Raw genomic sequence first — 26,048 nt, 5'->3', positions numbered from 1 at the left:
GTGAGCGATGGGAGGGCGGTCAGAACGTCCCGCCATCCAAAGCGATGCCGGTGATGCTGCCGCCGGTGATGACCACGCTGCCTGCAGACTGCGTGGCCATCGAACCGAGCCCGAGGTTTGCACGGGCGGCGGCCTTGTCCGGCAGATCGGCAAGGTTCGAGGCCCTGGCCAGCTTGCCGGCCAGACCGTTGGTGACGGTCGTCGCGAAGTTCGGGTCGTCGCCCAGGGCACCCGCCAGTTCATTGAGAGTATCAAGGGCGCCCGGCGCCCCGCTGATCAATGTATCGACCGCTGCCTTGACAAAGGCTGTGGTGGCAATCTGGGTGGTGCTGCTGCCTGCCGCGGCCGTGGGCGCAGTGGGCGTTCCGGTCAGGGAGGGCGACGCCAGAGGTGCCCTGGCGTTCAGAGCCGCCTGCAGCCCGGTGACCTGACCGATACTGTGGGAATGGCTCGATGGCGGGAAGCTTGCAGGCTTTCCCGTCACCCCGGCCCACGGCACATTGTCGGCAGCCTCAGCCGCATCCACCTTGCCATCACCGTCGGTGTCATAGGTCGCGGCGAGCATGTCCCCCGCCCCGAAGCCGGCCAGCTCTGCCTTCACGAAGGCGGTGGTGGCGATCTGGGTCGTGTTGGTCCCGGCCGCGGCCGTAGGCGCGCTTGGCGTTCCGGTCAAAGCCGGAGAGGCCAGCGGGGCCTTGCCGTTCAGCGCCGTCTGCAATCCGGTGATATCCGCGATCGTGTAGCCATGGGCGGCAGCTGCCTTGCCGTCGAGGGCGGTCTGCAAGCCGCTGACATCGCCGATCGCGTGCCCGTGGCCGGTGGCCGCCTTGCCTGCAAGAGCAGCATCGAACTGCGCCTTGCGCACCAGATCGGCGCTGGCAGAGGCGTCCTGTGATGACCTCGGCACCGTCGAAAAGATCTTTGCCCCGCCCACGGTCTGCGTTCCGGTGAGGGACATGAACGCGCCCGAGCCGGCAAACGGAACGATGGTCGTGGCATTTCCGGTCCCGTCATCGCCGGTGCCGATATAGAGCGTGCTGTCGACCTCATTATGGGCCATCTCGCCCTACTTGAGCGCAGCGGGCGCGCCTGCATTGCCGGAGGCACGGCGTTTCGGCTGGATCGTATTGGCCATCAGAAAAAGCCTCCGTTTATTGGCACATCGGTTGGAAGAACAATGTTCCCGGGCGCGCCCTGATCGCCCTGGTCACCTTTCGGGCCCGGCGCCCCCTGCGGGCCGGGTATCCCCAGCACCCGCATGCGAATCGGTGCGCCGGCAATCCGAACAGCGACCGGCACATCGGAGGTAACCCCTACGCTGATCGGACCCATCGCCTGGCGGATCGCGACACCTTCAGGCATGGCTACAGGCCTCGCGTCACCGGCAGAGAGACCGGGATTTCAAGAAAGAAGCCGAGATGCCGCGGCAGTTGAAGATCAGTCCGAACCATATCGAGTACGACCGATCCGACAGACATCTGCGCGGTGATCTGAGGGGCAATCCGCATCTCCAGCACCCTGTCGCTGATTCGTACCAGATCGCCGCCTGCGCTCGAGAGGTCCGCGATCACGGTCTCATCGGCCAGTTGCATGCGAAGCTGTGCCGCAAGCGCGGCGCCCTGCGGAAAGAGCGGGGTGTCGGCCTCGATCTGCAACCGGTATTCATAACCGATCAGGATGGTCGGGCCTTCGGCAAGAGTGGTGGGCAAGCTCATGAGCAGGTCCCCGTAAGTCAGGCTTGTGCGATTGCGGATTGACCCCGGTCCGGTTAATTCGGGCGGAGATCATGGAGATGTGACATGGGAAATTCGGATCAGGAACTGGACCGCCTTGCCGCGCTTCTGTGGGCGCTACCTCAGGAGAATTTCCCGATGACCGTGAGCGAGCTGGATGGCTATGTGACGGGCATTCTGGTCTGTCCCGAGATGATTCCGCCCTCCGACTGGCTTGCACATGTCTGGGGAGAGACGGGCGAGGCAAACTTTCCAGATCCCCGGACAGCCGAAGAGACGATCGCGGCGGTGATGGCACATTACAATTTCGTGGCAACGGCGATGGCGGACTCGCCATGGATCGAGCCGATCTATGAAGTCGACCCGAACAGCGACGAGACGTTGTGGGAGCCCTGGATTGACGGCTTTGTCGCCGCCATGCGGCTGTGCCCCGAGGCATGGCAGGCTCTTTTGGAACGCGCCGATGAAGAGGCGCAGTCTTCGATGATCTTCCTGATGGCGTTGCAGGACATATATGAGGGCACCACTACGTTCACTGACGATGAGATCGATGCCGAGGCGCCGGATATGATTCCCAATTGCGTCGCGGCGATACTGGTATGCGCGCGCCCTGAGCTGTTTGCTGCGGAAGCGGCGCATCAGGGCCCCGCCGGCACCGCAAAACGGCCGGGCCGGAATGAGTCATGTCCCTGCGGCTCGGGGCGCAAATACAAAAAATGCTGCGGCGCCAACTGACCGCTGCCCCTCTGCGTCACTTCCTTCGCCTGAGCCATGCGCAGATCATCGCCTCGGCGCCGCGCGGCCCGAGATAGGCCAGCGTGGCCACCAGCCCGGTGCTGACCGGCTGGGCGAGGCCGAGGTGGCTGGCGAGGGCTTCGCCGATGATCGCCATGCCGATGGCGACGGGTACTTCCCACAAAAGCTCGCGGCCAAAGAAGCGACGACGGCCCAGCCTGACCTCGCCCGAGTGATACATCAGCCGTCCGGTGAAGGCCCCGATCAGCGTGGTGATGGCCCCGCCAAAAAGCGAGTTGATGGTTTCGATAAAGCTGCCGTCGTTCATGGCGCGACCTCATTTTGTTGCGGGCCCGGCCCCGGACACGCCGCGAGTCTCAGTAGCTGCCGCCATCGAGCAGCGCCTCCCAGCCGGTATCGGTGGCATTGCGCATCCTGACCACCGGCGGGGTCTGGCTGGTATCCAGCCAGATCATGCCCGGCCGGGTCGCAGGCGGCGCCGTTGCCCCGGCATTGGACGATTGCAGCGCCGCCAGCACCTCGTTGAGGCGCTGGCGCACCGCGAGGCCCGCATCATTGGCAATCGCGTAACTGTTTGTCTGAGCCATCAGGCCACCTCATCGGCATGGAGCCGGAGCCGCGAGACCACCGGCGTGCAGGCGGCGTCCGCCGTGCGCAACCAGGCACGGGCCTGCACGGCCCGCGCTTCAATCTCGTGATTGTCGACCCGCCCCCAGGCCGACCATACCGGCGCGGAGGATGGATCGTCATCGGTCTCGCGGATCTCCACCACCACATCCGTCTCGGCGCCATCCGTGCCGTCAAAATCCGCCCAGGCGTCAATCGGCTCCAGACGCGCATCGATCTCGTCAAGCAGCGCCAGCACCGCCAGCCTGATCTCGCTGCGCAGCCGGATGCGCCGCACCGCGCCAAAATCGAGCCCCGCGCCGAACGCGTAGAGCCCCTCGGTCTGCGGCACATAGGGCACGCCACTGCCATCGACGGCCGTAGCAAGCCGCAACGTCGCGCCCTCGACCACCAGATCCGTTTTGGCACCCGGAAAGGTGCCATCGGCCTGCAGGCTCGCCACAGGCGCGAAGGCCAGCGCCTGCGTGCCCTTGGTGGAGATCGTGCTCACCGGTCCCAGCCGGCCGCCGCTGTCCTCGGCGCGCAGCAGATAGGCGCCGGGCTTGAGCGGCACCACGGCAATTGCCTCGGAGCCCGCCACCCGGTCCATGGAATAGCTGTTGGCCCATGTGGGGCTGGCCTCCGGGCTGTGGCGAATGACGATATTGCCCGCCACTCGCACATCGGGATCCGCCGCCCGCGCCCATTTGAGGATCGCGAGCCCCCCGGCTGTTTGCAGCGTCACGTCCTCAAGCGCGACCGGCGGCGCGGTCAGCCCGAGGATTTCGGCCGATCTTGACCGCCACTCCGAGGACACGCCGAGCGCGGACACCGCCTTCACGCGCAGCTCCCACTGGCCGGGGCTGGCGTCGCGGATCTGCAGGGTCGTGCTGACCTGGCGGCCATAGTCGATCCAGTCCCCACCGTCGCGGCGCGCCTCGATCTGGTAGCTCGCGGCAAAGCTCGAAGGGGCCGGCGCCCAGGTGGCGGTGATCAGCACCTTGGCGCCGCCGCCATCGCGGGTGATATAGAGCTCTTCCGAGATCTCCGGTGTGCCCGGCGCCACCGTGCGGAACGCCGACGGCAATGTCGTGCGCGGCGCGGCCGCGTAGATCTGTTCCTCGCTGACGTCCCAGTCATAGACCAGCGGCGAGGTCTCGCGCAGGATCAGCTCCGGCACCAGCATCACGCCCTCGCCCACCGCGCTCAGATCAAGTCGCGAAGACTGTACCTCGAAGGGTTTGCCGGCAAAGCCCCAGCGTGTGTAATCCACCGTGACCGTATCGCCGGTCGCCGCCTTCCAGGCGCTGAGCTTGCCCGACCATTTGACCACCTGCTGGCGCCGCGCGCGCTCCAGCTCGATCCTGGCAATGCGCTGCGCCGCCGAAGGCGAGATGGTAAACGGCAGCGAGATATCCCGCCATACGGGCGTGCCGCCATCCTCGGCGATATAGGCGGGCGAGGCATACGCCGGGAAGTCATCGGGCTGCCAGTCATTTTCCGGGCTGATGAACTGCCCGCGCACCCCGTTGAAGCTGGTGGCCCGGCTTTGCCGCGTGGTGAGCACAATCCCGCCCTCGCGCAGATCATCGGCGCCAAGCGTCACATCCGCCGCACGGTAAGCCCCGGCGTGGAGGCGCCAGGCACCGCCTTGCCAGATGCAGCGACCCGCCATCGCCGTCAGCATCGCCTCGATGATGGTCTGCGGCGTCTGATCGAGCGTGACAACCCCGTTGCAGGCATAGCGCGGCTCGCTGCCGCCCGCGGCCAGCGGCACCGCTTCCGCGCAAATATTGGCCGCCTCGACCAGGCTTTCGGTTTCGATCCCGTCTTCCAGGCCAATCCCGGCCCCCAGCCCGAACACCGGATCGACCATGTAATCGGCCACGCAAAGCGCGGCGTTCTCGCTATAGCCCCGCACGCCCGTGCGGGGATCCAGGATGTCATCCTTGCCCAGCATATCCACCGAGATGCTCGGAATGCCGCCGGGGAAGGCATCCGCGTCATATTTGAGACGCAGGTGGATCGCCGCGCAGCCGTCCAGGCGATGCGCAGAGGTCCAATGCTCCGAGACCGCCTCGGAGAGATCCGCGAACGCCGTCTGATCCGGGTGGCCGAGCCGCGTCTCGATCTCAACCTTGCCCGCCCAGCGACCCAGCGCCGTGCCCGCGGCGTCCACCGCCATCTCTCCGTCGAAGTAGACCGCCCCGATCGACTTGATGCGGTGGGTGGCCAGCACGATCACCAGGTGCAGATAGTTGTTCGACGGTCCGGCCTCGTGCAGGAACACGATGGCGCCGCCCTTGCGCACCCGGCCATAGACCATGTCGCGCGGCATCACCGGCTCGCGCACGCTCACGGTTCTGGGCCGCATCGAGACCGACGGCGTGCCCATCAGGGCTTGCGAGGCCGCCGACAGCAGCATCGACGCGCCAAAGCTTGCAGCAAAGCCGATCAGGCCGCCCGCCGCAAAAGCCGAGGCCAGACCGCCAGCGGCCACCGCCGCCCCGCCAAGAGCGACAGCGCCAAGCACAACAGGCGGCATGTGTCATACCCTCCAGGCGAGGACGCAGGCCGACAGCGGCAGGAAGGTGAGCCCCTTTGGTGCCACGAAGGCCGCCCGGGCGCCCGCGCAGATCCCGAAGGCCGGATCCGCGCCGCCCAGCATCAGATCCCCGCGCTGCGCCAGAAGCGGTGTCGCCAGCGGATCGCCCAAAAGATCACGCCCCATCGCCTCGAGGCTCTCCCAGCCCAGACGGCGCATCACGCGGTGCGCGCCACGCGCCGTGCTGTAGCGCCCGCGCCAGCGCGCCGCGATATCCGCGCCGCCCGTCAGATCCCGGCGCAGATCGAACGCCCAGGTCGCGCAATCATGAACGCCCCAGGCAAAAGGACGCCCGCGCGCCGCGTCGAGCGCAAGAAAGAGGCGGGTCTGACAGTCAGGCATGGATGTTCACATCGCGTTCTCGGGGACTGGCCCTTGGAATCACCACCCGTCAGGAGACGGGGTTTGGCAAGAGCCGAAGTCTTCACAGAATCTGTGGATAATGGTGTGCGCAGTTTGCGGGCGGCGCCAAAAAAGCGCCGGTGTAACCGTGGCTTAGGGGTGTCGCCTAAAAATCGGGCAAAAAATCCAAGCCATTGATTTGGCGTTCTTAATTTTTATGAGAGGCGCCAGAGACGTGAGCGTGGGAGCGCGGCCGGACCTCTGTGGCGGTCTCATGTCAAGTGTTGAGCGTTCTGCATCGCCGCATCTCATCCTCGCCCCCAGGTGATTTCCTTGTCCTGGATCGTGGTGACGAAGGCGAAGCCCTGATCGCCCGGCGCCAGCGCCTGCTGGCTCTCATGCGTGTAGCGCCAGTTGCGCGGGGCCCCGAGATCAATCAGCCGGTTCTCGTAGCTGATCGTCACCGTGCAGCTCTCACCCGTATCGGCGATCTCCGGCACGTCGAGCCGGCCGGTAAAGGCCTGCACCGGATCCGCGATGATCTCGCGCGCGTCCGTCAAGAGCCCCAGCCACACCCGGCCGGGCTTGCCCTGGCGCGCCTCATCAATGGCCAGCGCCACCATCTCCAGCGGCACGCCCGACAGCGACACCGTGGTGCCACCCGCCACGACCTGCTGCGTCTCCTCGATCGCGCCCAGCCCCAAAAGACTGCCAACCCCGGTCCAGGTCTGCCCGGTCCAGGTGATATCGCCCAGTCCGGACCAGATCCGCACCCAGCCCGAGGCGAACTCCCCCTCGAAGAAGAGGATGGGGCGCAACGCGCTCTCATCCAGAGCCGCTGCGATCATCGCCGACATATCCCGGGCCATCAGAGCGCCTGCCGTGCGGTCACCGAGAAGCGGAAGCTGTCGGCCCGGCTGATGCGCGTGGGCACCGGCGCAGTCAGGCGCAGCGCGATCCCGGGCGCGGCAACCTCCACCGGGCTCAAATCCACGGATGCCGCGCGCAGGCGCGGCGTGACGCGCAGCACCGCCGCGCCGCTGACATCGGCCACCGCGTCCTCGAGGATCTGGTGCAGCCGCATGTCCCGTCCGGTGCCAATCGAGAAGAAGTCGCCCGCCTCGAGCGCCGGTGCATCCGCGCCCCAGCCCGAGGTGAGGAGCGTATTGCCCTGTTGACCGGCCCCCGACACCGTAATGCTCTGCGTCAAATCCGGACGCGCCATGGAAGGGTCGCGCAGGACAAACCAGCCGCGCATGCCGCCAAGCGCGGTAAAGACCGCCGACAGCCGCCGGCCCTCCCGGCCCTTGGTCAGCGCCACGTCAAACGAGACCTCCCACCACTCTCCGCCCCAGTCCTGGATCTGCTGGCTGCCGGTGAAGGGCGAGGTTTGCGCCGAGACTGACGTGACCAGCCGCCGCTCGATCGACTGGATCAGCGTCACGGGAAGCTCGCTCATACCGCATGCCCCCGCAGTCGGCGATTGCGCACGCTTTCAATCGCCACGCGCCTGAACTCGGGCAGCGCCGCGCGCAGCCTGGCATCAATCTGCTCGGCCACGCCAGCTTGCGCCCCGCGCGCGTCGATATGGACAGTGACACCGCCCGCACCGGGTGCGCCCGGCCCATACCCGGCCGCCTCGCGCCGGCTCAGCACGCGCTCACCGCGCTGCAGGATCGTGGGCACCTCATCGGGGCGCAGCCCGGCCCAGGCGCCGCCCGGCCCCACGGTGCCCCCCGAATGCATGCGCGCCGCGCCAGTAAAGGCCAACGCCGGCACGCGTCGCGCCATGCCCGACAAACCCACCATGCCGCCGTTATGCGACACGGCCGCTGCCACCGATCCGCCGCCGAACACGCCCGAGAGCGCGTTCGCGATCGGCCCCAGCACCGCTTTCTTGAAGGCGAGCACCGCCAGGTCCGCGAGGATCGAGCGCACCAGGCCCCTGAAGTCCAGCTTGCCGGTCTCCACGAAGCTGCGGAACGCGCTCTCGGCGCCGCTGAACGCCCCGGTCAGCGTCTCGCCGAGCCCCTTGCCCCAATCCATCGCTGTCCTGGCGTAGTCCTTCAGGCTTTGGCTCACAGCCTGAAAGCCCGAGAGCTGCTGTTTCGTGGAGGCCGCCGCGCCGCCGGCCCTGGTCAGCGCCTCGGTGACCTTGTCAGCCGAGGCCGCCGCCGCGTTCAGCACTTCCGCGCCATCCTCGCCCGCGCCGGTCACCGCCGCCTGCAAGGCCTGCCAGGAGGTGATCGGACCCGCCGCGGCGGTGCTCAGCATGCGCGTCGCCTCGGCATACCCCGCAGCACGGATCCGCGCATCATCGGCCATGCCATCAAACAGCACCGGCGCCTTAAACGGGTCATCCGCAAACGCGCGCTCATAGGCCGCGTGCGCCGCCTCGCCCAGTTGGATCGCCTCCGGCACCGCGGCCTTCCATTCCGAGAGATCCGGCGCCTTGATGGCCCAGTCCGGGCGACGGCCGCCCAGGGTAAGTAGGGAATTGACCCCCTCGGTCAGCCCCTCGAGGCCGGTCTCCATCGCCCCCACGAGCCCGTTGATCGCCAGGGCCCCGATCCGGCTGAACACCTCCGGCAAGGCGTCCCAGATCGCCTGCACCGCCAGGAAGGTGCCCTCAAATGTGTTGATCGTGCTGTTGGCCCAGGACGTGATCCCGTCCGTCGCAGATTGCAGCCCGTCGAGGATCGCCGCCTGCGCATCGGCCCAGTTGCTCTCCACATTGGCCCAGGCCGATTGCGCAGACAGCGAGACCTTCGACCAGACCTCGGAAGCCAATTCCTTCAACAGCCCCATGGCGGCGCCAAAACTCCCGGCGCCGCTCACCAGCCTGGTAAACCACCAGACCAGCTCGCCGGCCCCCACGATCAGCGCACCAATGCCGGTGCGAATGAGCGCGCCCTTCAGGAGCACCAGCGTGGTCGCAAGCCCGCGCACCGAGAGCGCCGCCGCCGCCATGCCGGCAACCCATTTGCCCGCCATGAGGCCTGCAAACGTGCCGGCATAGATCACGATCCGGTCAAGATTGCCGATCAGACCCGTGATCGCCCGACCAAGCGGCCCGGTCACACGGGCCGCCGCCGCCAAAGCATCGGCCAGGGTCTCCAGGGCCGGCGCCGCTGCCACCGCAATCTGGTTTGCCACGCCGCGCCCGATGAGCCCGAGCCGCGACAGCGCGTCATTGGTTCGCTCGATCTGGTCCGCATCCTGCTCCGAGACAATCACGCCGAAGGCCGCGAGATCCGCCGTCGCCTGGCGCAGCGTGACGCTGTCCAGGCGCTGGAAGGCCACAAAGCCGCGATCGCCAAAGAGCTGCGAGAACAGCGCCGCCTGCTCAGAGGCCGCCGCGTTCTCGCGGATCGCGCGGGTCACCACCTCGATCCGCTTGTCCAGCGGCAGGCGCAGCAACTCACCCGCGTTCAGGGTCAGCCGCTCGATCGCCCCGGCCGCCGGCCCGCTGCCATCGGCCGCGAACAACGACAAGCGCCGCGTCAGGCGCGCCGCGCCCGCCTCGAGATCGGCCATCCCGGAGCCGGACAGCTCTGCCGCGCGCTCCAGCACCTGCACGCTCGCCACCGTGGTATCGAGCGATTGCGCCAGCTTGGCCTGCGCATCCACCGTCTGCAGCCCGTTGCGCACCAGCGCCACACCGGCGGCGGCAACAGCAGCAGCGGCGGCCGCCGCCGCAACCCGCGCGCGCCGCGCAAACGCCGCCATGCGCCTGTTGGCCACGTCCATCTCGCGCGACAATCGCTGCATGCCCTTCGCGCCAGACGCCCCAACGCCCTCGAGCTCAGCGCGCACCTGGCGCCCGCCCGTGGCCGACAGGCGGACGGAGACTTGTTTTGTGGCCATCACAATAGCACCCTTGAAGAATGTATCATGCCGTGATACATGGAGACATGATCGTCAGCACACGTGGAAAGCTTGCCGCAGGCGCGGTTCAGGACCGCTTCGGCAAGGGCTTCCCGGCTGATCTGATCAAGCGAACCCGGGCCATGCTCTCGGCATTGGACGCCGCGGTCGTACTTGAGGATTTGCGGTTTCCGCCGGGCAACCATCTCGAAGCCCTGAGCGGTGACCGCGCGGGACAATATTCGGTGCGCATCAACGGGCAATGGCGCATCTGTTTCATCTGGACCGATCAGGGGCCTGCCGAGGTCGAGATCGTGGACTATCACTAGGAGGGGCACCACATGAGCCTCATGACCAACCCATCCCATCCAGGCGAAGTCCTGGCCGAGCTTTATCTTGAACCGCTCGGGATGAGCGCGATTACACTGGCAGCGCACCTCAACGTGCCCCGCACCCGCATCGAGCGCCTGGCCAAAGGTGAGACCGCGATCACGGTCGATACCGCCATGCGGCTGGCACGGTTCTTCTCGACAACGCCGGAATACTGGATGAACCTCCAGCGCGCCTGGGACCTTGCCCGCGCCCGCGAAACGATTGACGTCTCAGGGATCAAACCCCTCGAGGCCGCCTGAGCCACTCTGCTCGTTCACCTTGCGGACCATCACCGCCTCTATGGGCGGCAGCAGCTCCGCAATGATGCGAGGCGAAAGCCCAAGGGCGGTGCCCAGTTGCAGGGCCGCACCCATGTCCCAGCCGATGATCACCCCGCCGCCCATACCGCCTGTGACGCGCATCTGCCCTCCGAGACGCTGCACCAGATCCCAAACCTGCCAGCCCTCGAACGTCTGCGGTGCGTTCACGACAGATGGACAGGCCGCGCAGACCCCTGAACACGCGGCGCAATAGTCACCGCCCCCGCCGAACTCCCAGTCGGCGAGAGCGGTCAGGCGTTTTTTTCCTGCTCCAAAATGAGGCCGCCCGCGACATAGCGTGTCTGGAACGCCTCGAAGATCGGCCAGAGGTCGAGAAGCGCGTCGATGCCGTCGGGGCTCACGGGCAGCGGCGTGCCATCGGCATCGCCCACGCCTTCCCAGTCGGTCACCACGATGCGCGCCACCGCCTTTGCCACGATGACAGCCACCGTTTCATCGCGTCCGGGATCCGCGGCCCCCTCGGGATCCGCCGCCGTGCCCGCCGCGGCAATCACCGCCGGGTCGCCGCGCGCGGCCAGCATCACCGCCGTCGACAAAGGTGCGACCAGAAGACGGACACCGTGGCCGAGATCCAGCCACGATGCCTCTCGGGTTTCCAGGTTCAGACGCAACATCACAAGCTCTCCATATCGTTGACCAGAGTGACCGTGGCCATGCGCCCCGCCGTGGCATCCTTCGCGGCCTGCCAGTCAAACGTCGCCTGCACGCCCTGCGGGCCAGAGACCTCCACACGCGGCACCGGCAGATAGACGGAATGCGCCGTGACCGTCAGGCTCTCGCCCGAGGCCAGTGCATAGGAGAATTCCAGCTCGCAGGCCTCACCGTTGATCGCCTGACTCACCAGCGTTTGATCCGAGAAGCGCACGCCGACACTGCCGGTCAGCGCCGCCAAAGACGGATCGACCCCCGCGATCTTGCCGTCCGCCCGGATTGTCTCCACCCGGTCGAGATTATTGGCGTAATTGATATCGGCCGACACGATATCCCCGATCGCGGTGCCATTACGCATCACGGACCCGTTAAAGTGTCCGAACCGCACCAGGGACAATTCCGCCGGAGAGCCAGCCTGCGTGGACGTGGCCACCTCCTCGCCCTGTGCCACGATGCGCGCCGTGGCCGTCAAGAGCCCGGACCGCGCCATTTGCCAGCCGAGACTGTCGAGTTTGCAGCCCGAATACATCGCATAGCGCGGTACCTCGGGCATGCCGGTCTCGATCGAGAAGCTCGGCAGAGCCCAGCTGCCGGAATGGAACTCATGGGCATAGGGCGCCGCCGTGCCGGTCGTGGTGGGCGCGCCGAATGCCGCCTTCAGCCAGAAGCCGAACGCCCGGGCATCAATCGGGATTACCACATCTCCGTCGGCCGTCACCGCGTCCTTGATCGGCGCCAGCGGATCCCGGCCGTAGCCCAATAGCTCCGATGTTTGCAGCGGCTGCTCCGCTCCAAGCGACGTGCTCGCAAACGGAATCCGCGTGAACCCGCTCGCAGGCGGTGTTCCATAGGTGGTCTCAAAGGCGAGCGCCATCTGCGCCCGTGCGCCTTGCGCTCGTGCCATGGTGGTTTCTCCTGTATGATCGGGCCGTCGATTAGCGACAGACGGCAGGAAACGAAAAAGGGACTGTATTGGATGACGGAAGAATCCCGCGCCACGTCCGGATCTGGCGGCCGGTCGCACCTCGGTGCCGGCTCGCGCATCACCGGCGAACTCTATTTTCCAGGTACGGTCGAATTGCCTGGCTACGTGAACGGTAGCGTGGAGGCTTCCGCGATCGTGATCGAGGAGGCCGGCGATGTCGAAGGCGAACTGCACGCCGCAAACATTACGATCAAAGGACGATTCAAGGGCCAGATCAAAGGCGGTGCGGTTCAGTTGCACACCAGTGCCCGCGTGGCCGGTGACATCACCTATGACAGCCTGAGCATCGAGAGCGGCGCACAGGTCGAGGGGGCGTGCATCCCCCGCGCAACACCCAGGGCCCCAACCCCGACTGATCAGGAAAGCGGATCGGCCGTGGAATAGTGCAGCACCACCGCAATGACCGCGGCCTTCAGGCTGGCCGCACCCTCGACAGGTAGGTCGACCGGTTCGGGCGCTTCAGGCTCGACCCAGTCGCAGAGCCCACCAAGCGTGCGATCGGCGGCGATCACGGCGCCGATCTGCGCTGTCAGTGCGTCGAAGCGGCTGTCTCGCTCTGTGCCCTGCACGACCGCCTCGATCTCGGTCCGGTGCTGGTAGTGGTAGGCCAACGGCGAAAGCGTCACCTCGGGCTCGCCCGGGCTGCCGTCGCGCAGGATCAGCAGGCCATCGGCCGGCACGCGCTCTGGAAGGACCTCCCCGCGCAAGGCGGTGGCGGGCAGCGCCGAGAGCCGCGCGTGCAGCGCGGTGAGGATGGTTTCGCGTGGGGTGGGCATGATTTATAGAATGCTCTACTGATCCCAATGAAGTCAGTTTCGCCCCATTCACGAGACCCGTTGGGACAAATGCCAAAGATAAGAGCCACTGTGCCAAGCTTGCTATATTGTCTCCGCAAGTGGCGGGCTGCGAAAGCCGGAAGCGACGAGTTCCCCGGCTTTCGCGTACATTGCCGCTATTCGGTTGTATTCACATCCGGTCGCGGATCAGGCACGAAACCATCGACGTTGGGCATCTCGATGTCTGGCAGCGAGTCCCCGTCGAGGGCCGCGTCTGGGTCGTCGTCGATGATGCCGGAACGGCCAAGGATATACGCGCTGACCGCATAGACCTCTTCGGCCGTGAGAGATCCTGGTGAATCCATCGGCATGGACCGGTGCACGTAGTCGAAGAGCGTGCTGGCGTAGGGCCAGTAGCTCTCTACCGTCTTGATCGGGTTGTCATCGGCCAAGGTACCCCGGCCGCCGATCAGCCGCGGTGCCCCCAGGGCCGAGATACCCCGGAGATCCGAGCCGTGACATGCGGCGCAGGTTTCCGAATAGACCTGCTTTCCTTCCGCGTAGGTTCCGCTGCCTGCTGGAAGGCCGCGGCCATCGGGCATGGCATCGATATCTATTGCGGCGATCTCCTCTTCGGTGGCGATCTGGCCGATACCGAATTGGTTTGCGGTGGGGTCAATAACCCCCACCTCGTTGGCGCTTGATCGCGGCGGCGTCATCGGGGCGCGTTCGCCCGTCCCCTCCAGCGTCTCCGGAAGAGCCGCCGATGTGCGCTCTGGCTCATTGTTCTGAGCCGCGAGCGGGCCGGCTGCGATGGCGACGGCGCAAGCGAGTGTCAGGTCACGAATGGACATTTGTCACCTCCCCGTTTGGCGCGATGTGCCAATTCTGAATGGCGTTCAGGTGATACACCGAGTTCAAGCCCCTGACGGCGACCAGATCGGCGAGCGTGGGCTGTACATAACCGGTTTCATCGACCGCACGACTTTGCAGGACCACCTCGTCGCCGGTCCAGGCCCATGGAAGCCGGAACCGGGTGTGGCATTTGGGCAAGATCGGGCCATCGAGCGCGGCCTCGTGCCAAGTATTGCCGCCGTCGGCGGACACTTCGACCTTGGTGATCTTCCCCTGGCCGGACCAGGCCAGGCCCGTTATCTCGTAGAAGCCAGGCCTAGGCAGCTTCATGGCGCCTGAGGGGAACGTGATGACCGATTTGGCCTCCATTTCCATGCTGAACTGCCGGGCCGAGCCGTCCGGCATGAGATCGGTGTATTTCGACGTTTCCTCGCGCGTCATGAAGGGTTTGTCGCTCACCTCCAGTCGGCGAAGCCATTTAATGTGGGTGTTACCCTCGAAGCCGGGCAGAAGCAGCCGAAGGGGGTAGCCCTGTTCGGGACGAATGGCCTCTCCGTTCTGGGCATAGGCCAAGATCGCATCATCCATTGCCTTGTCGATCGGAACGGAGCGGGTCATCACCGCTGCATCGGCGCCTTCGGCCAGGATCCAGGCCGCGTTGTCCTGAACACCTGCCATTTCCAGCAGCGTAGATAGGCGCACCCCCGTCCATTCGGATGTCGAAGTCAGCCCGTGGGTGCCCTGCACCGTCTTGAGGGTCGGGTCCGCCCACTCCGTCAGCGTGTTGCCCGAGCATTCGATGAAGTGAATGCGGCTCACGGCTGGAAGCCGTTTGAGATCATCCATCGTGAAGCGCAGGGGCTCATCGACCATCCCGTGCAGGATGAGTTCATGCTGGAGAGGATCGATGTTGGGGATGCCGGCATGATGACGCTCGAAATGCAGCCCGGAAGGCGTGATGATGCCGTGCCCCGACGCAAGCGGTGTCATCGACCAACTGGAATCGAGGCTTGCGGTGGGATAACGCCAGCGCACTTCGCTTTCGAACTGCGAGCGGCTGCCGTAGCCGCCATCGTTCAGGATCGTGCGTCCCTGTTCCTTGGTCGGGTCGGGCTGCACATAGTATTCGTGTGCACCGGGAGGCGCCTCTGCAACAGCGCGGCCGCCGGCCAACGCACTGCCTCCGACGGCGAGTCCTCCGGCCAGAAGATTGCGTCGGGTCACGCTGTTGAACATTCCCTCCTTGCAATCGCAATCTTCGGCTTGTTCTCCGGAAAGCATTTGGCGTTCAAGCTCTACGAGGCTTTCGGCCATATGTCGTTCTGCCGGACCATATCTCAATGGTGGAAACCGTTCGTCCTTGGACATCGTTTGCCTCCCTTTTTACTAAAAACACATACGCGGCGAAACGTCTCACGGTATCCTGATGATGCACTTTAAGTCTTGATTTGGCAAATCTGGTGTAGCAGCCGATTGCTCCCCTCGGTCCGTGCGATGCCTGGATGTGGCCTTTCAATCGTCTGTCGAACTTGCGCAGCGCGGCGGTTTTCGCGACAGTGGTGTCCACGTTGACTTCGCCGATCGAGCTGGTCCGTTGACATTAGGAATCCGTGCAAAGAGGCAAACATCACATGCATGCCCTGTTTTTCGAAGTGCGCCCGCACCCGGGACACCTTGAACACTATTTTGAACATGTGGACCGGTTGCGCCCGGTACTCGCACGCCATGAGGGTTTGCTGTTTCTGGATCGCTATTCCTCGCTGAACGAGCCCGATCTGCTGCTGTCGCACCAGCTTTGGGACAGTGAGGACGCGATCGTCGCATGGCGCGCCGATAGTGAACACCGGCGCTCACAAAGCGCGGGGCGGCGGATACACTTCGCCGACTATCGTATCCGTGTCGGCGCGAGGGTGCGGCATTGGCAGGCTGGCGAAACGAAGTTGTCTGCCGAGGTGGACGCGGCGCCCGACCGGTCGCATGTGCTGGCGCTCTACGGCACGCAGCCCGTGAAGGCGTCAGGTTTTGAATCCTTCGAAAGTGTGAACCACAAAGGCAGGTTCATCTCACTGACCACGGCCGATGGCTTTGGAGCCGCTAATGCGGCGCTGCACGCGCATACTGACGCTCCGGGAGTGGAAGAAGCCGCAGTCTACAGCATCCGCCGCGATTACGGCCAGTTCGACCGGGCGCAGGCCCCAGGATAACTGGGCTTGAAAGACGACCTTATCGTCAATAACTGGCAGCCCTTACTTCAATAGCCCCTCCACCCAGTTCGCCACAATCAGCCCCGGCAGCGCGTCATGCGCCCGCTCTGCATCCGGCGCGAGATCCAGCCGCTTGCGCAGCTTTACCTGCGGGACCAGCAGGAAGATCGGCACGGTGGTCAGGCCGCGTCCGGTTTTCGAGCGCGAGGCAACTCCGAGCCCCCGACTGTTCAGCCGCCCTTCTGCCACCAGCAGGCTCGGACCGGTCCGGCGATAGACAAAGCGCAGCCGCAGACCGCGGCGGCGCTCCCATTCTTCTGGCGTGATCCGGCCGCCCCGGAAGCCGCGCCCGGCGGCTGGCGTCGGGATCGCGAGCCAGAACCCGGCTTTCGAACGGATCAGCGGGCCGGTGTCATGGGCGCTGACGATCTCCGGGGCGTTCGACCAGACGAGCGCCGCGGCGCTAAGGCTCTCGCCTGCTCTCGGGTAGGTCTGGCTGCGGATCGAGTTGGCGAGTCGCTGACCGAGTCCCGCGCCAGTGATCTGGGCGCGCCAGGCGCTCTTGAGATCACGGCCCGCGATGCGCGTGGCGGTACTGACAGCCTTCTCGGCGGCCTTGATCTCGGCAGCCATCATAGCGGCAAGGTCGGGGGTGAAGTCGAGGCCAAACTTCATGCCGGCGCAGCCTCTACGGTCCAGATCAGCCGCTCCCGATCCCGGACCGGCTCGCCCTGGATCAGGAAGGTTTCATCGCCAACCAGGATCTGCTCCTGCGGCCGGGGCGCGGGCAACTCACTCACGCGGACGTCAAACCGAAACGTCTCTGACCACAGCCGCGCGTCCCCGAAGCCGGTGACCCTGTCGCTGCGGCGCGGGACGATCTGCAAGCGTGTGAACTGCCCGTCGCTGCCCCGGTGCCAGGCCTCGATGGCAATGTTCGGATCCGTAAAGAGCAAATCCACCGCTGCGGCGAAGGCATGCATCAGCGGCCTCCTCAGTTCGAACTGTGCAAACGGATCGCCAGGCGCGGCCGCTTGTTGACCGGCAGGATCGAGCTTTCCGTCATCAGGTCGATCCAGCGGCCCTTGGCATCGATCATCTGGCGGGCATAAAGCGGCAGTCCGACGGTGTTGGCGGTCTCCAGCAGATTGGCCGGCCCGCCATAGGTGGTGAAGGTATCGAACGTGCCCAGCGGAAAGGCGATGCCCTCGCCGGCGGGGATCAGGCGCTCCGAGGTGCCGCCCGAAAGCGTGACCGAGCCGTTGTACTCCTCGAACAGGATCCCCGCAAAGGGGAAGGCCCGGCGCATGTCCTGGCGCAGGGGCTGGCCGCCGGTGGCCGAGAAGAACTTGTAGGCGTCTTCCGTCTTGGGATGGCCGATCAGCTTGTCGAAGAACTCGGAGCTGACCAACGCATGCGCGGTGCCCATTGTCTCGCCCAGCAGGTTGTCCTCGATCCCGCGCAGGGTGGTGCGCACCTTGGCCTGGATGTTGGTGCCCGCCGTGCCGAACAGGAAGTCGACGGAGATCTGCGCAAGCCCGAACTCGGTGAAGTAGTTGTAGAGCGTGGTGCCGGCGCCATCCTTCACGATGCCGCGCAGCGCGTTCATCTCCATGTATTCGCGGGTCTGGGCATGCTTGCGCCGCATCAGTGTCAGCTTGCGGTTCATCACCTCGACCAGCGGATCGGCCGCGTCCGAGACGCCCAGGGCCGGCATGCCCTGGATATCAGCGGGCAGGATGACATCATCATGCGGGATCCACGGCAGTGCGAAGGAGCGCATCGAACGCTGCTCGCGATTGCCGACGGTCGCAGGCGCGCCCAGCGGGACCGAGGGCAGAAGGCTTAGCACGCCCTCGCGCTGCTCGATGACGATGGAGCGTTGCGTGACCCCCTCGAAGCGGAAGAGACCGATCTGGCCGAGGCGTGTGTAGAGATTAGGCAGAATGTTGATAGCCTGCGTCATCTCGGCGAGCGAATAGCCGCCCGCGTCAAAGGGATTGCGGGTGAGGGTCATGGGAGAACTCCGGGGAAAGAGGGGCAGGGAGGCGAAGGCGTGGGCGGCCTGATCAGGCGGTATCGCGCGCGATGATGCCCAGCGCGGTCAGCTGGCCGAGCTTGGTGGTGATCTTGGCCGCGTCATCGACGCTGCCATCATAGGCGAGGGCGGCGCGCGACACGATTGCGGGGCCGCGCACGACAACAATACCCACCGCATCGGCCAGCGCGGCATCGACCGCGTAGAGCAGCACGGCCGCCGCGGTTTGCGCGCCGTCGGTGCCGCCCGATGTGGCCAGCTTGTACTTGCCGCTGGTGGTGATTTTGCCGAGCACGGAGCCGACCGGGTAGTTGGTGCCGGTCAGCAGCGTGACGGTCTCGCGGGTGTAGTTCGGGTTGACCTCGTATTTGAGGACATCGCCCATGCTGGGCGGTTGGGTCAGGACAGGCATCTCGGGGCTCCATGGAACGGGGACAAAAGATATCCCCCGCCGGTGCGCGTCGATGGAGGATCAGTCAGGCTGAGGATCGTCGGGGTGATTGGGGTCCCGAACCGCAGTGTCAGACGCGATTGCCTGCGTCAGCCGCGCGCTTCGCCGCCGCCACTATCGGGCTTTCCGTCGCTTGCGGCAGCACCGGTGACGGCGGTGCGGCGACGACGTCACGCGCATCTGCGGCAGCACTGGCGCGTTCGAGGACGAGGCTGCGCAGGGCTTCGGGCGAGGTGCCCTCGCGCAGGGCCTTGGCGGCGTCGATCGCGATGCCGAGCCGCCCGGCCTGCGCCGCGATCTCGGTGATTTCCGCCGCTTCCTGGCGCAGCCGCGTCGAGAGCTCGGCCAGATTGCCAGGTTGCGCCGCGGCCGGCGTGGGGGCGGCAGATGCTTCGGGATCAGCTGGCGCTGCGAGCGGTACTGCTGGTGTCGGCTCTGCGGGGGATGCCGACGCTTTTGGGGATGCTGAGGCCTCAGGCGCCGCATTGCCTCCGGTATCATCCTGGTCCTGCGCGGTGTTGTCATCGTCGGTCTTATGGGCCATGGCGGTCTCCTTTCGGGGGTGGGGAAGCGATGCGCGTTGAGTGCGGGAAAGTGTGGAGGTCGGCCTTTGCGCGACCATCTGCCGGAAGTCGGTAAATCCGCGCCCGAGGTCGGTGACCTCATCGGCCAACCCCGCGGCGACGGCGTCCGCGCCGCGATAAGTGGCGGCTTCGGTGGCGAGCGCGGCCTCCTGGCTGAGCCGCCCGGCGCGCCCGGTCGCGACGGTTTCCGCGAACAGGAACCGCAGGACGTCGATCTCGCGCTGGATGTCGCCCCGCACGGTCTCTGCCAGGGGCGCGTATGGGTTTCCGTCCACCTTGTGCTGGCCGGAATGGATCAGCGTGACCTGCATGCCGTCCTGGTCGAGCTTGCCGCTGAGGTCGGCATGCATCACGACAACGCCGATGCTGCCCAGCGCCCCGGTGCGCGGTAGCAGGATGCGGCTCGCTTGGCTTGCCAGCGCATAGCCAGCCGAGAAGGCGTGCTCGGCCACGAAAGCCCAGACCGGCTTGTCGCGGCGCAGAGCCCGGATGCGGTCGGCCAGGTCGAACACCCCGGCCACCTCGCCGCCGAAGCTGTCGATCTCCAGCGCCACGCCGCGCACCGACGCGTCGCCAGCCGCAGCCTCGATCTGCGCGGCAATCCCCTCGTAGCTGGTCTGACCCGAAGACTGCCCGATCCAGGCGCCGCGATGAATGAGCACACCGGAGATCTCGATCACGGCGATTCCGTCCACCACGGGAAAGGGTGCCTCACCGTTCTGGCGATAGCTGTCGGACAGGCCACCGGCGAGGAGGCTGGCACGCGCGGGCAGAGCAGCGGTGCCGGACAAGCCGACCATGCAGTCATGGTCTGCCAGCTCGACTTGCTTCCCGAGAACCCGTGGCCCGAGCCCTGACAGAAAGGCCATCGCCTTGATTGGGTCGACCAGCAGCGGTGTGTTGAAGGCGCGCGCGGCAATGCGGGCGTGAAGCATCAGGGCTGGTCCTCGTCTTCGCGCGGTCGGTTCTCCGCGGTGTCGTCTGCATCGTCGCTGTTGGTCGCGTCGTTGTCAGCGTTTTCGCCCGGCACCGCCGTCGCGCCCTGCGCCGGCGAGCCCGGCCGGCGAAAATCGAGGCCCAGCGCGCGTTCGCGGGCGTGTTCCGCGGCGATCTCGCGGTCGACCTGTTCGGCGTCATAGCCGCGCTCGGCGATGGCCTGGGTGCGGGACTTGAGGCCGGCCTCGATCTGGGCGATCTCGGCATTGGCGTCCTTGAGCGGATCCACCCAGTCCCATTTCGTGGGCAGCCAGTCGGCGGTCAGCAGCAGGGGCCGGTTGGCCTCATAGTCCGGCAGGCTCAGCGCGCCCGACAGCACTGCGGCATCCATCCAGCGGGCATAGACCGGTCGGCACAGCTGGTAGACCATAACCGAATGCTGCCAGGCCGAGACGCGGCGGCGGAACTCGATCAGCGCCAGCCGAGAATTCGAGAAGTTGCCTTTCACCATGTCGTTGGCGAGGTAGGGGTAAGGGATGCCCAGCGCGGCGGAGATCTGCAGCAGCGTGCGGTACTGGAATGGCTCGTATGTCCCGCCGCTGTCGGCGGGCTGTCCCACGGTCACGTCTTCGCCTGGATCGAGGTGCACGATCTGGCCCGGGCTGACCTCGTACCCGGCATCGCCCGCCTCGTCCTCGGGTGGCGCGAGCGGGTTTTCCGGCGCGGGGGAGGTGACGAACATCGCGTACATCGCCGCGACCTTTTTGCGGTCGAGCTCGGCATCGTCGTACTGGTCGAGCAGGAACAGCTTCACGATCGCCGGAGCCAGTTTCGAGACACCACGCAGCTGGCCGCCCTCGACCGGGTCGATCACATGGATGATCTCGGACGCGGGCACGCGCACCACCTCGCCAGCCAGCCCCGGATCGGTGCTGTCGCCGGGGTGCCGGCGCAGGACGTGATAGGCGACGCGCCGCCCGATCCGGTCGAACTCGATCCCCTGGCGGATCGTGTTGCCGTTCGCAGCAACACCACTCTGCTCCAGCGGCAGCATTTCTGCAGGCAGCATCTGAAGCTGCAGCGGTACCCTGAGCCCGTCTTCCCCGCGTCGCGGCCGGATCCGAAAGAACACCTCACCGGCAATGAAGACCTCGCGTGCGGCGCGGCGCTGCAGACCGTAAAAATCGGTCAGCCCCTCGGCATCCGCCTCGTCGGTCCAGGCAAGCCACAGCCGTTGCAGCTCTTCCTTGCGCACAGGATCGGCGATCTTGGAGATCGGCTTGATCCCGTCGCCTGCGGTGTTGGCGGCCCAGCTTTCCACGGCGTTCACCGCATAGCCATTGTTGCGCACCAGCCAGCGGGCGCGAGCGGTGATGTCGGGCCCCGACGCGGCGATCAGCGCGTTGACATGGGCGCGGGTGGCGCGGAACCCGCGCAGGCGGCGGTGATGCTGGCCCGCATCGAACCCGCCAATAAAGGCTCCGATGCGCTGGCGCCAGTTCATTGCGGCCATCACAGATCCTTCACGGCATGGGGCCGGAAGATACGCCCAGGGCCGCGCTCCATGGCGGCAATCCGCCGTTCGATATCGGCAATGGCTGCCGCCATTTCGGCGTCTGATCCATAGGTGACGCTCTTGCCATCGTAGCTGACACTGCGCGTGCCGCTGTAGCGCGCCGCCAGCAGGGCGCTGTGGCGGGCCTTTAGCTCAATGAGGGTCATCGTCATTCCATGTATCTGGGCGTGCTCACACGCCAGCCGCGTTTGCGCGGCGTGGTGATGCGCCCGGCCCGGGGCTCGGACGGTTTGTCAGGCTCGGTCTCGGAGGCGACAGCAGCCGTCTCCACTCCGGCCTGTGTCTCCAGCTGCCGCCACATCCGCTCGTCGAACCGGTCGGCGCCGAGGATCCAGGCCGCGGCGCGGGCATAGACGCGGGTATCGAGCGCCTCGTTGCGCTCGCGCATCTTCTGCCATTCCTGGCGCGCGTAGCCGCGCTTGTTGCGGATCGTAACCAGCTGCTCGGCCACCAGCTGCTTGAGCCATTCGCTGTCGACCCAGTCCGGCAGGTGAACCGTGCCGGGCGGGCTGGACATGCCATTGGCGCGGTCTTCATCGCTCAGCCGCTCTAGCCGCAGATGGCGATAGGTCTCGGCCTTGAAGGTGGCGGTGGCTACGGTCCAGAGCCGGGCGCCGCGTTTGAGCTTGCGACCGTTCACCGTGGCGTCCACGAAAGTCGGCCCCGAGACTGGCGTCGCGCGATTGAAGCCTTCCATGCCCTTCACCGGAGCGACCTGGGCCGTACCCTGCTGGCGCGCCCAGGAATAGACGGCCGCCGACTCGTAGCCGGTATCGATGGCCAGCTTGGCCAGCGTCATGACCGCGCCATGTTCGTGCACCCACGTCTGACCCAACAGCGCGGTCAGCTTGTCCCAGCAGCTCGGATCATCGGGCCCGCCGGGAATCACGATGTGATCGACCAGCCAGCTTGTCCCGCCGCGGCCCCAGGCCCAGACATCGACCTCGATGCGGTCTTTCTGTACATCCGCGCCAGCGGTCAGGAACAGACCGCCCGCGGGGATCTGCGTCGTGTAGGCCTCGCGCCGATCCGCCAGCCTCTGCCAATCCGGGGCTTCGCCGCTCTCGACCCATGTCTCGCCCAGCAGCGTGTTGCGCGCCGCGCGTAGCATCTCGTCGGAGCCTTGCGCCGCCAGCCAGTCCCGCGCGATCTGCGCCCAGCTCTTCCAGCCGATCGGCGAGTAAAGCGCCGAGAGGTGAAACCCGATGGCCCTGGGATCTGCGGGCACGGCCGTCGCGCGCCATTCCCCGTTCTCCAGCATAGCCGTCTTGTGGTGCTCTGCAATGGGCGCCTCGCAGCCCGCGCAATGGTACATGGCCGTTTCCGGCTGCCCCTTGTCCCAGCGCAGGCGTTCGAACTGCAGCCACTGCATGTGTCCACAATGCGGGCAGGGCACGAAGTAGCGCCGCTGGTCCGACGCCTCGAACTCGCGCTCGATGCGGCTCAGCCCCCGGATCGTCGGCGTCGAGACCATGAACACCTTGCGCCGATGCGCGAAGGTGGTGGTGCGCGCCTCGGCCAGCGTGACCGGATCGCCTTCCTCGTCGGCCGAGGCCGGATACGCGTCGACCTCGTCGAGAAAGATGTAGCGCGCCGGCATCGAGCGCAGACCGGTCGCCGAGTTCGCACCCGTCAGCACCAGGATGCCGCCCGGGAACTCCTTGGACAGCATCGAATTGCCCGCATCGCGCGAGCGAGCAGGTTGCACGCGCTCCCTGAGCGCCGGACTGTCCGCTATCAGCGGGTCGATCCGGCCACGCGATGTGCGCTTCGCCATCTCGACCGTGGGCAGCACCGCCAGCATCGGCCCCGGCGCATGATGAATCACAAACCCGATCCAGTTATTGCCAGCCTCTGTGGCGCCGACCTGTGCGGCCTTCATGAAGGTGATGCGCTGCGCCGGATGGCCGGGGCTCAGCGCATCCATGATCTCGCGCAGGTAGGGCGTGCGGGCGGTGCGATACCGCCCGGGTTCGGCCGAGGCGCGCGAGGACAGCCAGCGATGTGCATCCGCCCAGGCCGACACCGTGAGGTCCGGATCGGGGCGCACACCGCGCCGCCAGGCGCGCAGCATATCCTCGGCCCCGTCGAAGCCAAGGTCGAGGTCCGTGGTCAGGTCGTGATCATGATCTTCCTCATTCAAGCGAGACCCGGAGGTCGGCCAGGGCGTCGAGCTGCTCTCGGACATGGGTTTCCAGCACCCTTTGCAGGATCGCGGTCTCGATCGTCACGGGCGTCCCGGATGCGGTCTCCATATCTGCGGACAATTGCGCGGCCATCAGCGCCGCCACGCGGGTGGGCCAGGTGATCCAGACATCGCGCTCCTGCCGGGCGAGGCGAAACACCAGCGTCTCGGCGCGGGCGCGGTCGACCAGCGCGCCCTTCTTGCGCTGGATCGCCAGTTGCCGCTCCTGCGCCTGGTAGACGGTCAGCGCGGTGCGCGCCTTGAGATACGACGCGCTGTCGCCCGGCCCGGATACGCTGGTCGCATCACCGCCGACCGATCGCCGCTGTTGGTCCGGATCGGTCATCCCGCCCCGGCGCGCATCGGAGGCCGCGGCATCAATCGAGCCATCGGAATAGAGCACCAGCCGCCCGGTCTTGCGCGCCTTTTGCACCGCGCCGCGCGAGAGCCCGGCATGGGCAGCGTAGGCGCGCTCGGACAGCCCTTCCATGGCGCCTGTATCTCCCTCAAGGCATTGGAAATAAACGAGAAATAGCGTCTATTTCAATTGATTACACTCTTCGGTCGAGCGACTCTGATCCCCACAAGGCGGGTGCGTTGCGCATCGCCAGGAAAGGGATCGGAGACAGCCCCATGACCATCGCAGACCGCTACAACGCTGAGGCAACCCGTTTGCTGCCCCACATGGCTGAGAGCCTGGCAGTTGACCCCGCAATCACCACCGCAAGCGAGATCGACGAGATCGTCTTCCGGCGCAGCGAATTCCTCGGCGGCATGGCCTGCGCCATCCTCGCCATGATCGACCAGCAGGATTGAGAAGTCTCGCCATGACCCGCCTGAACCCGATCACAACGCCCCGCCACCATGGCGGGCTTTTTCCGGTAGAAGGCGGCGCATTCCGCGTTGCCCGACCATACCGGAGGCTCCGATGCCCAAACTCACCGACACCCAGACCATCATCCTCAGCCGCGCAGCAGCGCGCCCCGGCAATCTTGCCACGCCGCTGCCCAAGGGTTTGCATGGCGCGGCTGCGAAGGTGGTCGTGACCAGGATGATCGAGCGCGGCTGGCTCGAGGAGGTCGATGCCGATATGCGCAAGGGCGAGCCCCTTTGGCGCGAGACCGGCGATGGTCATGGCACCACGCTGATTGCGACCGAAGCCGGGCTTGAGGCGATTGGAATCGAGCCAGTGGTCGCCAAGGCCACCAGCGCGTCGCGCAAGGCGAAGCCGAACCCTGCACCGAAGCCCGTTGCCATCCGTCCGGGCACCAAGCAGGCGCAGATCATCGCGCTGCTTCAGCGGGCCGAGGGGGCGTCCATTGGCGAGATCGTCGAAGCGACCGGCTGGCAGGCACACAGCGCGCGCGGCATGATCTCCGGGGCGCTCAAGAAGAAGCTGGGCCTCGCGATCACCTCCCGGAAAGAGGCGAACAGAGGTACTGTCTACAGTCTGGACGCTTGATCGGGATTACGTCTCGTCGAGATCGATACGATCAGCAATGTCCGGGGCGATCCGCCCCGCATGCAGCGCCAACAGGATCAGCTTTGCGTCCAGCGTGTCACCTTCATCCAGTGCTGTTTCCACCCGATGGTCAGTGCGATCGGCATCCTCGACGCTGTTGCTGGCCGCAAACTGTTCATGTCCGAGCATGCAATAGGCCAACAACTGCGCTGCTTCCGCGAAAGCAACATCCTGATTTCTGGCACCGGCATGCTTCTTGTTGAGCTTGATCACGGTCAGCTTGACGGGCTCCGGAACCAGAAGCGGATGCACGCCGGAGGCCCGGAGCGCATCATCAAGGGCTCGTATTGCGGCGGAGGGGCCCAGCATGTCGAAAAGACGAAACATGGCGGCATCCCTATCAGGCTTTTGGTGCGCCCACATCTGTATTTCGGCATGCTGATGGCGTCGGTCATGCCGCCAGTGCTCGAACAGCCTGCGCAGCGCGTAACCGCGCAAAAGCGATGTGCCGGTGAATACCCCACTCAGCGCCAGGTTCTCGCCGAGGCTCGCCTGCAGACCGAACCATGGGAACACAACGATCTGCGTGGCGACCGCCAGCGCGTAGCCAAGGGCGACATTAGTGATGGCCTCGACCAGCGACATGCGGCGCGACTGCGTCATGCGCGTGTCCTCGCTCGGCGAGTTGGATTCGTGACCGCGTCCGGTTCGGCGATCTGGCTG

32 protein-coding genes are annotated in these 26,048 nt (G+C 66.0%); 7 read left to right on the top strand and 25 right to left on the bottom strand.

Annotation, left to right across the window (positions count from 1 at the left end; all coding sequences use genetic code 11):
- Positions 1 to 19: 19 nt before the first annotated feature.
- Both BMW66_RS14900 and BMW66_RS14890 read right to left on the bottom strand, forming a co-directional pair.
- Positions 20 to 1,060, bottom strand: coding sequence for a phage tail fiber repeat family protein (locus BMW66_RS14900; protein ID WP_139196188.1), 1,041 nt, complete (start codon positions 1,058 to 1,060; stop codon positions 20 to 22).
- Between the two features lie 304 nt (positions 1,061 to 1,364).
- Positions 1,365 to 1,715, bottom strand: coding sequence for a hypothetical protein (locus BMW66_RS14890; RefSeq protein WP_093119661.1), 351 nt, complete (start codon positions 1,713 to 1,715; stop codon positions 1,365 to 1,367).
- Between the two features lie 84 nt (positions 1,716 to 1,799).
- Here BMW66_RS14890 and BMW66_RS14885 point away from each other — a divergent pair, with 84 nt between their 5' ends.
- On the top strand, positions 1,800 to 2,468 hold the full coding sequence (locus BMW66_RS14885) for a UPF0149 family protein (protein ID WP_093119659.1): 669 nt from the start codon (positions 1,800 to 1,802) through the stop codon (positions 2,466 to 2,468).
- A 16-nt stretch (positions 2,469 to 2,484) separates the two neighbouring features.
- Here the strand turns inward: BMW66_RS14885 and BMW66_RS14880 are convergent, their stop codons facing one another.
- The 7 genes from BMW66_RS14880 to BMW66_RS14850 all read right to left on the bottom strand — a co-directional run bounded on the left by BMW66_RS14880 (position 2,485) and on the right by BMW66_RS14850 (position 9,909).
- Positions 2,485 to 2,796, bottom strand: coding sequence for a phage holin family protein (locus BMW66_RS14880; RefSeq protein WP_093119658.1), 312 nt, complete (start codon positions 2,794 to 2,796; stop codon positions 2,485 to 2,487).
- 49 nt (positions 2,797 to 2,845) lie between these two features.
- On the bottom strand, positions 2,846 to 3,076 hold the full coding sequence (locus tag BMW66_RS14875) for a hypothetical protein (RefSeq protein ID WP_093119656.1): 231 nt from the start codon (positions 3,074 to 3,076) through the stop codon (positions 2,846 to 2,848).
- Positions 3,076 to 5,640: a phage tail protein gene (locus BMW66_RS14870; RefSeq protein ID WP_093119655.1), complete on the bottom strand. Its 2,565-nt coding sequence runs from the start codon at positions 5,638 to 5,640 to the stop codon at positions 3,076 to 3,078. The genes BMW66_RS14875 and BMW66_RS14870 overlap by 1 nt, the downstream gene beginning before the upstream one ends.
- Before the next feature lie 3 nt (positions 5,641 to 5,643).
- Positions 5,644 to 6,042 carry a DUF6950 family protein gene (locus BMW66_RS14865; RefSeq protein WP_093119653.1) on the bottom strand — a complete coding sequence of 133 codons (399 nt, stop codon included), beginning with the start codon at positions 6,040 to 6,042 and terminating at the stop codon, positions 5,644 to 5,646.
- A gap of 308 nt (positions 6,043 to 6,350) precedes the next feature.
- Positions 6,351 to 6,911 carry a hypothetical protein gene (locus BMW66_RS14860; RefSeq protein WP_093119652.1) on the bottom strand — a complete coding sequence of 187 codons (561 nt, stop codon included), beginning with the start codon at positions 6,909 to 6,911 and terminating at the stop codon, positions 6,351 to 6,353.
- Positions 6,911 to 7,501, bottom strand: a complete 591-nt coding sequence (locus BMW66_RS14855) for a hypothetical protein (protein WP_093119651.1) — start codon at positions 7,499 to 7,501, stop codon at positions 6,911 to 6,913. The genes BMW66_RS14860 and BMW66_RS14855 overlap by 1 nt, the downstream gene beginning before the upstream one ends.
- Entirely contained in the window at positions 7,498 to 9,909 is a 2,412-nt protein-coding gene (locus BMW66_RS14850; protein WP_093119649.1) for a phage tail tape measure C-terminal domain-containing protein, read from the bottom strand. Before BMW66_RS14850 ends, BMW66_RS14855 begins: the two co-directional genes overlap by 4 nt.
- Positions 9,910 to 9,956: 47 nt before the next feature.
- Between BMW66_RS14850 and BMW66_RS14845 the strand changes: the two genes are divergently transcribed.
- Both BMW66_RS14845 and BMW66_RS14840 read left to right on the top strand, forming a co-directional pair.
- Positions 9,957 to 10,238 carry a type II toxin-antitoxin system RelE/ParE family toxin gene (locus BMW66_RS14845; RefSeq protein ID WP_093119062.1) on the top strand — a complete coding sequence of 94 codons (282 nt, stop codon included), beginning with the start codon at positions 9,957 to 9,959 and terminating at the stop codon, positions 10,236 to 10,238.
- Between the two features lie 12 nt (positions 10,239 to 10,250).
- A complete protein-coding gene (locus BMW66_RS14840; protein ID WP_093119648.1) occupies positions 10,251 to 10,541 on the top strand; it encodes a HigA family addiction module antitoxin in 291 nt (96 codons plus the stop codon).
- Here the strand turns inward: BMW66_RS14840 and BMW66_RS14835 are convergent.
- From BMW66_RS14835 to BMW66_RS14825, 3 genes are all read right to left on the bottom strand, one after another.
- Positions 10,512 to 10,769: a DUF7697 family protein gene (locus BMW66_RS14835; RefSeq protein WP_245729498.1), complete on the bottom strand. Its 258-nt coding sequence runs from the start codon at positions 10,767 to 10,769 to the stop codon at positions 10,512 to 10,514. The genes BMW66_RS14840 and BMW66_RS14835 overlap by 30 nt on opposite strands.
- Before the next feature lie 83 nt (positions 10,770 to 10,852).
- The gene (locus tag BMW66_RS14830; protein WP_093119647.1) at positions 10,853 to 11,236 is read right to left on the bottom strand and encodes a hypothetical protein; all 384 of its coding nucleotides are present in this window, start codon (positions 11,234 to 11,236) and stop codon (positions 10,853 to 10,855) included.
- Positions 11,236 to 12,177, bottom strand: a complete 942-nt coding sequence (locus BMW66_RS14825; protein ID WP_093119645.1) for a phage tail tube protein — start codon at positions 12,175 to 12,177, stop codon at positions 11,236 to 11,238. Before BMW66_RS14825 ends, BMW66_RS14830 begins: the two co-directional genes overlap by 1 nt.
- A gap of 72 nt (positions 12,178 to 12,249) precedes the next feature.
- Between BMW66_RS14825 and BMW66_RS14820 the strand changes: the two genes are divergently transcribed.
- The gene (locus BMW66_RS14820) at positions 12,250 to 12,642 is read left to right on the top strand and encodes a bactofilin family protein (protein WP_175483264.1); all 393 of its coding nucleotides are present in this window, start codon (positions 12,250 to 12,252) and stop codon (positions 12,640 to 12,642) included.
- Here BMW66_RS14820 and BMW66_RS14815 read toward each other — a convergent pair.
- From BMW66_RS14815 to soxC, 3 genes are all read right to left on the bottom strand, one after another.
- On the bottom strand, positions 12,615 to 13,034 hold the full coding sequence (locus BMW66_RS14815; RefSeq protein WP_093119643.1) for an acyl-CoA transferase: 420 nt from the start codon (positions 13,032 to 13,034) through the stop codon (positions 12,615 to 12,617). The two genes, BMW66_RS14820 and BMW66_RS14815, sit on opposite strands and share 28 nt — an antisense overlap.
- A 176-nt stretch (positions 13,035 to 13,210) precedes the next feature.
- A complete protein-coding gene (locus tag BMW66_RS14810) occupies positions 13,211 to 13,888 on the bottom strand; it encodes a c-type cytochrome (RefSeq protein ID WP_217639319.1) in 678 nt (225 codons plus the stop codon).
- Positions 13,875 to 15,113, bottom strand: coding sequence for a sulfite dehydrogenase (gene soxC / locus BMW66_RS14805; protein ID WP_245729497.1), 1,239 nt, complete (start codon positions 15,111 to 15,113; stop codon positions 13,875 to 13,877). Before soxC ends, BMW66_RS14810 begins: the two co-directional genes overlap by 14 nt.
- Before the next feature lie 407 nt (positions 15,114 to 15,520).
- Here soxC and BMW66_RS14800 point away from each other — a divergent pair, with 407 nt between their 5' ends.
- A complete protein-coding gene (locus BMW66_RS14800) occupies positions 15,521 to 16,093 on the top strand; it encodes an antibiotic biosynthesis monooxygenase family protein (protein WP_093119642.1) in 573 nt (190 codons plus the stop codon).
- Between the two features lie 42 nt (positions 16,094 to 16,135).
- Here the strand turns inward: BMW66_RS14800 and BMW66_RS14795 are convergent, their stop codons facing one another.
- From BMW66_RS14795 to BMW66_RS14755, 9 genes are all read right to left on the bottom strand, one after another.
- Entirely contained in the window at positions 16,136 to 16,768 is a 633-nt protein-coding gene (locus BMW66_RS14795; protein WP_093119640.1) for a DUF6441 family protein, read from the bottom strand.
- The gene (locus tag BMW66_RS14790; protein WP_093119639.1) at positions 16,765 to 17,076 is read right to left on the bottom strand and encodes a head-tail joining protein; all 312 of its coding nucleotides are present in this window, start codon (positions 17,074 to 17,076) and stop codon (positions 16,765 to 16,767) included. Before BMW66_RS14790 ends, BMW66_RS14795 begins: the two co-directional genes overlap by 4 nt.
- A gap of 11 nt (positions 17,077 to 17,087) precedes the next feature.
- Positions 17,088 to 18,110, bottom strand: coding sequence for a major capsid protein (locus tag BMW66_RS14785; RefSeq protein ID WP_093119637.1), 1,023 nt, complete (start codon positions 18,108 to 18,110; stop codon positions 17,088 to 17,090).
- Positions 18,111 to 18,162: 52 nt separating this feature from the next.
- Positions 18,163 to 18,543, bottom strand: coding sequence for a head decoration protein (locus BMW66_RS14780; protein ID WP_093119636.1), 381 nt, complete (start codon positions 18,541 to 18,543; stop codon positions 18,163 to 18,165).
- Positions 18,544 to 18,652: 109 nt separating this feature from the next.
- The gene (locus BMW66_RS14775) at positions 18,653 to 20,101 is read right to left on the bottom strand and encodes a S49 family peptidase (RefSeq protein WP_093119634.1); all 1,449 of its coding nucleotides are present in this window, start codon (positions 20,099 to 20,101) and stop codon (positions 18,653 to 18,655) included.
- A complete protein-coding gene (locus tag BMW66_RS14770; RefSeq protein WP_175483263.1) occupies positions 20,101 to 21,615 on the bottom strand; it encodes a phage portal protein in 1,515 nt (504 codons plus the stop codon). The genes BMW66_RS14775 and BMW66_RS14770 overlap by 1 nt, the downstream gene beginning before the upstream one ends.
- A complete protein-coding gene (locus BMW66_RS14765; RefSeq protein WP_093119633.1) occupies positions 21,615 to 21,824 on the bottom strand; it encodes a phage head-tail joining protein in 210 nt (69 codons plus the stop codon). The genes BMW66_RS14770 and BMW66_RS14765 overlap by 1 nt, the downstream gene beginning before the upstream one ends.
- A 2-nt stretch (positions 21,825 to 21,826) precedes the next feature.
- Complete coding sequence (locus BMW66_RS14760) at positions 21,827 to 23,866, bottom strand: phage terminase large subunit family protein (RefSeq protein WP_093119631.1); 2,040 nt, start codon at positions 23,864 to 23,866, stop codon at positions 21,827 to 21,829.
- The gene (locus tag BMW66_RS14755; RefSeq protein ID WP_093119630.1) at positions 23,814 to 24,353 is read right to left on the bottom strand and encodes a hypothetical protein; all 540 of its coding nucleotides are present in this window, start codon (positions 24,351 to 24,353) and stop codon (positions 23,814 to 23,816) included. The genes BMW66_RS14760 and BMW66_RS14755 overlap by 53 nt, the downstream gene beginning before the upstream one ends.
- Positions 24,354 to 24,496: 143 nt before the next feature.
- Here BMW66_RS14755 and BMW66_RS14750 point away from each other — a divergent pair, with 143 nt between their 5' ends.
- A complete protein-coding gene (locus BMW66_RS14750) occupies positions 24,497 to 24,679 on the top strand; it encodes a hypothetical protein (protein WP_093119628.1) in 183 nt (60 codons plus the stop codon).
- Positions 24,680 to 24,791: 112 nt separating this feature from the next.
- Positions 24,792 to 25,325: a DUF3489 domain-containing protein gene (locus BMW66_RS14745; RefSeq protein ID WP_093119627.1), complete on the top strand. Its 534-nt coding sequence runs from the start codon at positions 24,792 to 24,794 to the stop codon at positions 25,323 to 25,325.
- Positions 25,326 to 25,331: 6 nt separating this feature from the next.
- On the opposite strand, the gene BMW66_RS20805 is transcribed toward BMW66_RS14745, so the two are convergent.
- Positions 25,332 to 25,988 carry a DUF7220 family protein gene (locus BMW66_RS20805; RefSeq protein WP_342741873.1) on the bottom strand — a complete coding sequence of 219 codons (657 nt, stop codon included), beginning with the start codon at positions 25,986 to 25,988 and terminating at the stop codon, positions 25,332 to 25,334.
- Positions 25,989 to 26,048 lie beyond the last annotated feature (60 nt).

The sequence above is a fragment of the Salinihabitans flavidus genome (assembly GCF_900110425.1).
Taxonomy (GTDB): domain Bacteria; phylum Pseudomonadota; class Alphaproteobacteria; order Rhodobacterales; family Rhodobacteraceae; genus Salinihabitans; species Salinihabitans flavidus.
The sequence above is the reverse complement of the archived record's forward strand: the minus strand, read 5'-3'. Positions and strand labels throughout refer to the sequence as shown.